At 38.3% G+C, this 10,463-nt stretch carries 8 protein-coding genes; 1 reads left to right on the top strand and 7 read right to left on the bottom strand.

Annotated features, from left to right (window positions below; all coding sequences use genetic code 11):
* Positions 1–117: 117 nt before the first annotated feature.
* The 6 genes from SOP96_RS18330 to SOP96_RS18305 form a co-directional block, all read right to left on the bottom strand.
* Positions 118–2,628, bottom strand: coding sequence for a M1 family metallopeptidase (locus tag SOP96_RS18330; protein ID WP_326322341.1), 2,511 nt, complete (start codon positions 2,626–2,628; stop codon positions 118–120).
* Positions 2,629–2,640: 12 nt separating this feature from the next.
* Positions 2,641–2,859: a hypothetical protein gene (locus tag SOP96_RS18325; RefSeq protein WP_326322340.1), complete on the bottom strand. Its 219-nt coding sequence runs from the start codon at positions 2,857–2,859 to the stop codon at positions 2,641–2,643.
* A gap of 1 nt (position 2,860) precedes the next feature.
* Positions 2,861–4,183, bottom strand: coding sequence for a serine hydrolase domain-containing protein (locus SOP96_RS18320; RefSeq protein WP_326322339.1), 1,323 nt, complete (start codon positions 4,181–4,183; stop codon positions 2,861–2,863).
* A gap of 279 nt (positions 4,184–4,462) precedes the next feature.
* Entirely contained in the window at positions 4,463–5,257 is a 795-nt protein-coding gene (locus SOP96_RS18315) for a thymidylate synthase (protein ID WP_326322338.1), read from the bottom strand.
* Between the two features lie 103 nt (positions 5,258–5,360).
* Positions 5,361–6,110, bottom strand: a complete 750-nt coding sequence (locus tag SOP96_RS18310; RefSeq protein WP_326322337.1) for an SDR family NAD(P)-dependent oxidoreductase — start codon at positions 6,108–6,110, stop codon at positions 5,361–5,363.
* A gap of 133 nt (positions 6,111–6,243) precedes the next feature.
* Positions 6,244–6,684, bottom strand: coding sequence for a hypothetical protein (locus SOP96_RS18305; RefSeq protein WP_326322336.1), 441 nt, complete (start codon positions 6,682–6,684; stop codon positions 6,244–6,246).
* A gap of 249 nt (positions 6,685–6,933) precedes the next feature.
* Here SOP96_RS18305 and SOP96_RS18300 point away from each other — a divergent pair, with 249 nt between their 5' ends.
* Positions 6,934–8,742: a Calx-beta domain-containing protein gene (locus tag SOP96_RS18300; protein WP_326322335.1), complete on the top strand. Its 1,809-nt coding sequence runs from the start codon at positions 6,934–6,936 to the stop codon at positions 8,740–8,742.
* Between the two features lie 148 nt (positions 8,743–8,890).
* Here the strand turns inward: SOP96_RS18300 and SOP96_RS18295 are convergent, their stop codons facing one another.
* Entirely contained in the window at positions 8,891–10,240 is a 1,350-nt protein-coding gene (locus SOP96_RS18295; protein WP_326322334.1) for an alpha-amylase family glycosyl hydrolase, read from the bottom strand.
* Positions 10,241–10,463: the final 223 nt, after the last annotated feature.

Raw genomic sequence — 10,463 nt, 5'->3', positions numbered from 1 at the left:
CGGCAGCTTCGCTGCCGCGCCGAAAACTGAAAAAATAGCGAGTGCGGAAAGCCGGAAAAAGCTTCCAATAAAAAAAGCACCTCTTTTCAGAAGTGCTCTTGCTATTGGCATTGATATTTACTTATAATCTTCAATTGCTTTATTAAGCGCATCGATCTGTTTATTAATGCTTGCGGCGCTTTGAGGATTCTGTTTTAAGAGATCCATTTTTTTGTTCAGACCATCCTTCAGCATTTGGCTTATCATCATTTTCACCTGAGGATTTTCGCCGATCTGCCCTTTTGCCTGACCAAGAATTTTGGTGATGCTTTCCGTTGCTTTTATATTATCGGAAGTCATAATCCAGTTGAAACCTTCTTCTGCAGATTTTCCAAGTTCAGGATTCTGGAATTTGATAAAAGGATAAAATGCAGCAAACTGCGCGATATTGGCCATTTGGGAAGAAACTTTATTCTTTACAATAATCGGAAGCATTTGTGCGGCTAATGTTTCTGAAGCGCCTTCAAGATCGATTTTATCGGCGTAGGTTGCAGCTTTAGCCGGATCAATCGCAATTACGGCTCCTACGGAACTTCCTTTTACCGCATTGGAAACAGCGTTTGTTCCTTTTTCAAATATCGGCATGTATTTCTTGTCTTTTGTTTTTGCCAAGGCTGAAATAGCTGCTGCCTGAACCAGTGTTTTAGGATCATTGGTAGCCAGCTTTTCAACGTCTGCGCCTAAAGCTTTCAGCTGATCTGCATTGGAAAGATCCATAAGCTGCAACGCTTTTATTCTTGTTCTGAAATAAGGATCTTTAATCGCTGCTGACAATAATTTTGTTGCTGCAGGGTTTTTTCCTACCTGATCCTTGATTCCGTTCAGGGCATTGTATCTGCTTTTGAATTCTTTAGATCCTGTAAACTGCATCAGATATTGTTCCGGAGTTTTGGTATCGTTGATATCTGCCAGTAACACGCCGTCTGCATTGATATTTACCAGATCTGCATTTTTGGAAACATCAAAATTAAAGGTGTTTTTCGCCTGTGCATTTACCCAAACGTTGTATCTTCTCGGCTTTCCGTTTTCGTAAACATCGATAGCGAGTGGAAACTGAAACGGCTGTTCCTGTGTCTGCTCAATGGTTACGGCAATTTGTTTTTTAACGGGTTCAAAAGTGTAGGAATAATTGATTTTCGGGTTTCCGCTTCCGAAATACCACTGATTGAAAAACCAATTCAGGTCTTTTCCGGAAACTTTCTCGAATGAAAGCCTCAGCTGATGTGCTTCTGCATTCTGATATTCGTTGGTTTTAAGATAATCCTGCATTCCTGCAAAGAAAGCGTCGTCGCCAAGGTAGTTTCTGAGCATGTGAAGAATTCCGCCTCCTTTTTGATAGGTTACCAGGTCGAAAACATCTTCACGTGAACTGTAATCGAAACGAACAAGATCTTTTTTAAAATCGGTAGGATTGTGGATGTACATATTCACATCGGTCATCTGATGATAGTCTGCCTGATCTTTTCCGTATTTAAATTCATTCCACAAATATTCTGAATAGTTGGCAAAAGATTCGTTTACGGTAAGATTGCTCCAGCTTTCTGCCGTTACAAGATCGCCAAACCAGTGGTGGAATAATTCGTGGGCAATGGTGTCTTCCCAGGTATTTTCGTCAATTAGCTGACCCGGTTTTTGCAGGATATCGCTTCCGTGAAGTGTGGCTGTTGTATTTTCCATGGCTCCGCTCACATAATTTCTTCCGGAAATCTGTGCATATTTAGCCCATGGATAGTCGTAGCCGAGCTTTTTCGAGAAAAATTCAATCATTTCCGGTGTATTTCCGTAGATCTGCTTGGCGTAAGGCTCATATTCTTTTTCAATATAATAATCTACCGGAATATTTCTCCATTTATCTTTTACAACAGCGTAGTTTCCCACGCCCATAAAAAATAAATAAGTAGAATGTCTTTTATCCATCACCCAGTGATCCGTTCTCAGTCCGTTTGATTCCTTTTGAGAGTCTTTCAGGATTCCGTTGGAAAGCGTTACATATTTATCAGGGACCGTCATGTAGATTTCCTGTGTTGTTTTCTGATTGGGCTTATCAATGGTAGGAAACCACGCTGAAGAGGATTCGGTTTCTCCCTGCGTCCAGATCTGTGTCGGCATATCGGGATCTTTGCCTTGTGCGTTGATGAAATAGAGGCCTTTTGCATCATTGATGGCCGCACTTCCTTCCTGCTTCACTTCGTTGGGACGGGAAGTATATTTGATGTAAACCGTGTAATCCTGGTTTTTCTGGTAGGTTTTATCTAAAGTAATGTTAAGAACATCGTCTTTATAATTATATTTTAACGGAGATTTTTTACCATTGGTTTCCAAAGCCACTTCGTGAATCAGCATTCCTTTGGCATCGAGCGTAAGCTGGTTGGAAGGATAAAAGTAAGGAGATGCCGTGAGCCATTCTTCACCGTTCATCTGCTCTTTCTGATAATCGAAATTTACTTTAAGTTTGGTATGTTTAAGTTCTGTCACTTTGGTATGAGTCGCTCTGTAGACTTTTTCCCTGCCGGAAGTTTCAGTTTGTGCCGCTACATTGGCGGAAAAGAAAATTCCTAAAAGAGCGATCGATAAAATGGCTTTTTTCATTATGATTAAAAATTATTTCTTGGTTAAAATATCAAAAATATCATTTACTAACGTTTCGTAGTCCCCTTTTTTGAATTGTTCTTTTGTTTTGGCGAAGGCTTTTTTAAGCTCACTTTCGGGATTTTCGTCATCTATGATTTCTACAGAGTCTACTCCTTTCAATTGGAGTATAGCCGTTTTAAGGACTTCGATATCTGCATTTTTTTCAGTATTTATTTTTAGATATTTCATATTATTTTTCTTTTGTGAAAGTATTTTTTGTTCCTCCCTGCATGATGATGAACTGATTCTTTTCCGGATAAAAATTTATTTCAATTCCGGCCTTATCAAATGTAAAGTTTGTATCAGAGGTCGCCTCAAGAGGAAATGCGCTTTGTCCTGTTGCCTGCGCCATCAGTTTTTTATCCTGGATAAAGATATTAATTTTCAGGGGTATATTCGGTGAAGAATATGTTCCTGTATATTTTTGAAGCTCACTTTCAGGAATTTCTATTGTTTTAAAACCAGGTATTTCAAAATCTTTTCCTAATGCTGTTTCTATGAGCTTAATGGAAATATCATTAGTATCAGTGTTTGACTGGTTGATTGTAAAAGCCATGGCTACTTTCAGCGTCGGGAAATAATATAATGCGGAACTGAAATTATCAATTCCTCCTGTATGGCCATATCCCCATTCTTTTCCGAAAGGAACTTTTATCAGGCCATATCCGTAACCGTCGACAAAATTTTTCATTTTTGCAACATTTTCTTTTTTGAGAAGCTTACCTTTTTCCAGGCCGAGAATAAAGGTTAAAAGCTCTCTTGGCGTTGAAATGATATTACCGGCACCGATTGGGATGCTCATATCTGTTTCGGTGGAAGCTTCATATTTTCCGTTGACAAACTGATATGATTTTGCCTGGTTCTTTGAAGGATCTATCTTTCCACCAACTTCTGTCAAGGTTAATTTTAAAGGTTTTGTGATTTTTTCCTTTACGATTTCCGTGTATGATTTTTTATAAATTTTTTCAAGGATAAAACCTAAAAGGATGTAATTGGAGTTGCTGTATGCATGTTTTGATCCCGGTTCAAAATCACTTTGATATTTTTTAATGATGTCGATTAAACTGTTCTCGGTTTGTGGTTTTGTATTGTACTGTAAATATTCTCCCTCGTCGGTAAGGTTGTGAATTCCTGTTCTGTGCTGCAGTAAATGTTCAATGGTAATTTTATCTGCATTTGGAATTTCAGGATAGAAATCCGAAAGTTTTTTGTCTAAAGAAATCTTTTTTTCCTCTACAGCTTTCATCACCAAAACTGCGGTAAACGTTTTGCTGATTGAACCTACACGATATTGTGTATTGACATTCGCTTTCTGGCTTTTTTCCACATCTGCAAATCCGACCACTTTAACGAAAGTAGGATGATCATTTTCTGCGAATGCAAAACTTCCCATTACTTTATGGTGTACCAACAAAGAATCAAGGTAATCTGACATTTTATCTTTCACCGTATTTTGAGAGAGTGCCATGCCTGAAATACCGATTGCTGAAAGGAAAAGTAGCTTTTTAAACATATCGTTGAGATTTACCTGATAAGTTGAAAATTTTGAAGAGATGTTACAAAAAAGTGAAGTTTTTACGCTTCACTTGGTTTATTTTGTATAGTATTAAAAATATCATTTAAGAGCTCATATGTAAGTTGCTGAATTTTTCCTTTCTTATAATCATTTTCCCTTTGTTCCAGCACTTTTGAAAATATTCTTATATCTATTTTTTTGACAGGATATGTTTTATTAATCCCAGAAATATCAATATTTTTAATGTTCTCAACTTCTATAATATTCTGATTTAAATTAAATCGCCACCGGAGCTTTTATTCCCGGATGCGGATCATAATTTTCCAACGTAAAATCTTCAAAATCAAAATCAAAAATATCTTTTATATCGGGATTGAGCTTCATCGTCGGAAGCGGCCGCGGATCTCTGGAGAGCTGCTTTTTAACCTGTTCAAAATGGTTATTATAGATATGAACATCTCCGAAAGTATGGACGTAGTCTCCAACTTGAAGCTCACAAACCTGCGCGACCATCATCAATAGCAAAGCATAACTTGCAATATTGAACGGAACGCCCAGAAAAACGTCGGCACTTCTCTGATAGAGCTGTAAAGACAATTTTCCATCTGCCACGTAAAACTGAAATAAGGCATGACAAGGAGCTAACGCCATATTCGGGATTTCGGCAACATTCCAGGCAGAAACGATAAGCCTTCTGGAATCGGGATTCTTTTTGATTTGGTCGATCACTTCCGTAATCTGGTCGATCACTTTACCATCTGCACCGTTCCAGCTTCTCCACTGTGCGCCGTAGACTGGCCCAAGATCTCCGTTTTCATCTGCCCACTCATCCCAGATGGAAACACCATTATCTTTCAGGTATTTAATATTCGTATCGCCTTTTAAAAACCAGAGTAATTCATAAATAATAGATTTCAGGTGCACTTTTTTGGTGGTTACTAAAGGAAAGCCTTTAGACAGATCATATCTCAGCTGATATCCGAAAACACTTCTCGTGCCCGTTCCGGTTCTGTCGGTTTTGTCGGTTCCGTTATCTAAAATATGTTGTAAAAGGTCTAAATAATTCTGCATCTGAAAAAGATTTTAAGGTTCAAATTTAAAGAAACTATTCCGAAATTGTATGAAAAAAGCGCCCATTTTAATGAACGCTTTCTATTGTTGAAATCAAATTTCATTATACTGCCGTATAGCCACCATCAATAAGATAATAGCCTCCCGTCATAAAGGATGATTTTTCCGAACTCAGGAATAATACCAGCTCTGCTACTTCCTCCGGTTTTCCCAGCCTTCCCATCGGGTGTTTTGTAATAAGGGCGTCCTTCATTTCGCCACTTGCACTTTCCAGTAGCGGGGTTTCTATATAAGCTGGCCCTACCGCATTACACCGGATATTTTTCTGTCCGTATTCGGCACCGATATTTTTGGTAAGTCCCACAACGGCATGCTTTGCAGAAGTATAAGCCGAAGACAGCGGCGCAGCAACTGTACCATGAATGGAGGCCATATTTACGATAACACCTCCTCCGTTTTTTTCCATTTGCTCCAGCTCATATTTGCATCCGTAGAAAACACCATCAAGATTTATACTTAAAACTTTTCTCCAGCTGTCGAGACTGTAATCGCCTGTGAGAGCTTGTTCACCCCCGATTCCTGCATTGTTGCAGGCAATATCAAGTCTTCCGTAGATTTCCACTGTTTTCTTAACCAAAGCTTCCACTTCTTCGGGTTTTGAAGTATCTGCTTTTACGAAAGATGCTTCGCCTCCTCTTTTTTTGATATCTTCCACTGATTTACGGCCGTGTTCTTCATTAATATCCGATACAATAACTTTGGCTCCTTCTTTTGCATAAGAATGCGCAACAGCTAATCCGATTCCTGATCCTGCTCCTGTAACAAGTGCTACTTTGTTGTCTAAAATTCCCATATTGATTTTTATTAATTGTGATAATTGATACCACAATTTACGACAAAAATCCTGCATTGCTTCTAAAGTAAGCAATAAAATTTTCTTAAATTATGGTTATTTATAGTTTATATATGAAAAACAACAACTCACATTACCAGATATGCTTAATACTTTGAGTGATGTTATTAAGAGAAAAACCCTGCCCCTTGATTAATCCTGCCATTGCTTTTGCCAATGGAGACTCTCCTGAAACGGTCATTACTTTTTGGTTATCAAAGATTATTTCTCCTACGGAAGCGGCAATATAAAACAAGCCTTTGTCGGTTTCCACCAACGCTCCGTTTTGTACTTTTGTGGAAGTTTCGGCACTTATTTTTTGAAGCAATGTTTGCTGGTTCAAGGCTTCATTCAGCTGTCTCTGCAGATTATTGATTTCCTGCTGAAGCATTTCCCTTCCGGTTTCGTATTTGTCGCCCATTGAACTTTTGGTATCATTGTTTGAAGCACGGGTTTCTTCGATTAGTTTTTCAAATTTCTGAATTTTTTCTTCCAGTCTGTTTTTTATGGCTTTTAATAATGTTGATTTATCCATAACCGTATTCAATTTCATATACATCCAAATGTATTAATAATTTAATAATAAAATTTACAGATTCTCTTGTTCATTTTACAATCGGTTTCCGAACACTTAATATTTAACATGATAAACTCTTTTTGTATTTGCCATTGCAAAGTATCTAAATATGAATATGAATATGATTTAATTTTTATTTAATAAAACGTTCAATTATAGAAGAATAAGATCAATTAAATTTGCCTGTATATTTTAATAAAAAACACTATGGAGAGAAAATTATTTCCCGCACTACTAATTGCTTGTCCCTTGCTATATTTTTCACAAGTTGGGATTAACACAAAAACACCTCATCCTTCGTCTATACTTGATATAGAGTCTGATACTAAAGGATTAGTTGTTCCGAGGCTTACCACTGCTGCTGTTAACAATCTTGCCGCTACAGCCAGTGAAGGCTTAATTGTTTTTGATAAAGAAAAGAAAACATTTGTAGGGTGGGATGGTTCTAAATGGCAAAATCTGGGATATGAGGAGAGCAATACAGCTCCTATTGCAAGTAATGTTAATGTATCAGGAATTTATACAGTAGGTGAAATATTAACCGCGAATTATTCTTATGCAGATGCAGACGCCAATCCTGATGATGCCAGTACATTTATATGGAGAAAAGCAGACGCTCTATCCGGCACCAATGCGGAAGATATAGCTTCTGCTTCAAATCAAGTCTTTACTTTAGGTGGTACTGAACAAGGTAAGTATATCCAGTTCTGTGTAACACCGGGCTCTTCGGTGGGGGCTTCACCAGGTATACAAAAATGCTCTTCGTGGGCAGGACCTGTGAACGCAGTTGTTAATCAGGCACCTACAGCTTCGGCAGTAAGCATTACAGGCACTGCAGTACAAGGGCAGACTCTTACAGGAAATTACACTTATAATGATAATGAAGGAAATACGGAAGGTAGTTCTGTTTTCAGATGGACAAGATCTGATGATACATCAGGTACTAATGAAACAACAATAACAGGAGCTACAGGTTCTACATATATATTAACTGCTGCGGACATTAATAAATATATCAAATTTTATGTAACTCCTACAGCAACCAGCGGAACATTACTCGGTACAGAAACAGGTTCTGGATTTGTAGGAGCAATAGCTTCTTTACCGCAAACATCTGTACAATTCGCTGCGGTTTCTTCTTCGGTTTCCGAAGGTGTAGGAACAACCACTCTTGTACTATCTATCACAAATCCAAGTGCAACAACCGCTACTTCAGTGGAAGTATTCATTTCTGGGGGAACCGGCAGTGCAACGGATATAAATAACTATACTACGCAAACCGTAACTTTCCCGGCAGGCTCTTCAGCAAACCAGACTGTGACACTTACTGTAACTGATGACGCTCTGGTGGAAGGAAATGAAACGATTCAGTTTGGTTTACAAAATGTTACAGGGGGGAATAACAACGGAGCTATTGCTTCAGGAATTACAACAAATACTTTAACAATAACAGACAACGACACTGTTGCACCAATTATATTAGCAGCATGGGATACCAATGGTTTGTCTTCATGCGGAGTCTCTCCTCTTGCACCTACTACTACAGCTTCGAATGTTTCAGTTGAAGGTCTTACTAGAGGATCTGGTGTAACATCATCATCATGTGCTGCAAGCACATGGGGCGGAAGCAGCTGGGCTACCACAACAGTTTTAAATACTGCTATTAGCACGAATGACTTTTTCACTTTTACAATCAATGCAAATACAGGTAATACCCTATCATTAAGTTCAATTGATATGTATGCCTACAGAACCAGTGCAGGACCTACGCTATCCCAAATACAATACAGCATTGATGGTGGTGCGAGTTATAACAATATAGGCTCTCCAATTACCATAACTACATCAATAAGTTTATATACTATAGATCTCAGCTCAATAAGTGCCTTACAAAATATAACTTCTTCTACTACAGTCAGTTTTAGGGTTGTAAATTATAATGCATCTAGTACCGGGAATTTTTACATTGGAGCTACTGCTGGTAATGATTACATAGTAAGGGGATTTGTAAATTAAAAACACAATGATCTCTATATTAAATAAGCCGTTTCGCGAATTTTGAAACGGCTTATTTTCTTTTAACGCTGAATTAAAATTTATCAGATAGGTTTCAACTGACTGGCTTATTGAAAACGTATTTTCTTAAACAATTTTTAATCAGAGTTTATTTTTCAAAAACAGCATAATCACCGGGCTTGAAATTAAAGGTTTTTTCTTTTTCAAAATTTCGATTCATTTTGGTGAAAACATTTTTGAAGGATCCGGAAAGATGCTCATCTTCAATGCTGAAATCAACAGGATCTTTTGACATGTTTAAGACTACCAACACCTCATGATTACCGTTTTTTCTCAGGTAAGAAAAAATCTTATCATTGGCTGTTGTATTAAGAAGATAGGTTCCTACGTTCGGGTCTCCGCCTCTTAAAGCGGGATTGGATGATTTGAGATTTAACAGAGTTTTATAAAACTCTGCCATCTGGTAATTGTTAGTCCATTGTATCGGATCTTTTTCAAAAAACTGAAGTCTTTTCATGTTGGGCAATTCCTGTCCGGAATAGAGCAGAGGAATGCCGTTCCATGTTGCAGAGAAAACTGCCATTGGTTTGGCGATGACACCGTATTTTTCATATTCTGTTCCGTTCCATGAGTTTTCGTCGTGATTGCTGGTAAACCATGCCCGCATAGATCCATCACCAATATTGGAGTACTGTATAAGCAAATCCTTTAGCTCCTGTATCGGGAGATTTTTTTTATAATAATCTTCTGATTTATGCATCCATTTCCATGAATAGCTTGCATCAAAAACTTTTCCGTATTCCGGGTTTTCGAGCTCATCGTATTCGCCAATCCAGAAGAGCGGTTTTATTTTTTCCACTTCCGGGCGAGCCTGCTGCCAAAAGTCTACTTCTACCCATGAAGCAAGGTCACATCTGAACCCGTCGATACCGGTTTCCCGGATCCAGAATTTCATGGCATCAATCATTGCAAGCCTCATTTCCTGGTTTTTGTAATCCAATTCAATGATATCGTCCATTCCTGATGCACGGTGAAAACTTCCGTCCGGATCTTTCAGGTAGAATTCCGGGTGTGTTTTTGTCCATACATGATCCCATCCGGTATGATTGGCAACCCAATCCATGATTACTTTAAATCCGAGACGGTGCGCTTCGTTTACCATGTGCCTGAAATCATCCATTGTTCCGAATTCGGGATTGATGGACGTATAATCTGCAGCGGCATACTGACTTCCCAGACTGCCTTTTTTATTCTGCTGCGCAATGGGGGTAACCGGCATAAACCAGAGGGTTTTCACACCCATTGCTTTTAGTCTTGGCATTTCTTTTTCAAAGGCCCTGAATGTTCCTTCTTTAGTGTATTGTCTTAAGTTTACTTCATAGATATTGGTGGTGTGCTTCCATTCTTTAGGCTGTTCCGTCATTTTTTTTGTGGTATTTTGAGTGGCGCAGGAAACGACTCCCAAGCCGATTATCGCTAATAAAATTAATTTTTTCATTATTTCTCTTTTAACAAAAATAATAATTGTGATCGTAAAAACAGAATTGTGATTGCTTAATTTTGAAATGCGGTGCATTTAAGTGGTGAACCAGATTTTTACATTGTGTTTAAATGATTTTATGATGGCTTCCATTTTTTTGGTGTCTTTTACCAATAGCCCTGATCGCAGCAATTGTTTGAGCTCATTTTTCAGGTTTCGGGTGGCGCGGCTTCGCCGCGCC

Origin of the sequence: Chryseobacterium salviniae, from assembly GCF_035819015.1 — a bacterium.
GTDB lineage: Bacteria > Bacteroidota > Bacteroidia > Flavobacteriales > Weeksellaceae > Chryseobacterium > Chryseobacterium salviniae.
This window is presented reverse-complemented; position numbering and strand designations above follow the sequence as displayed.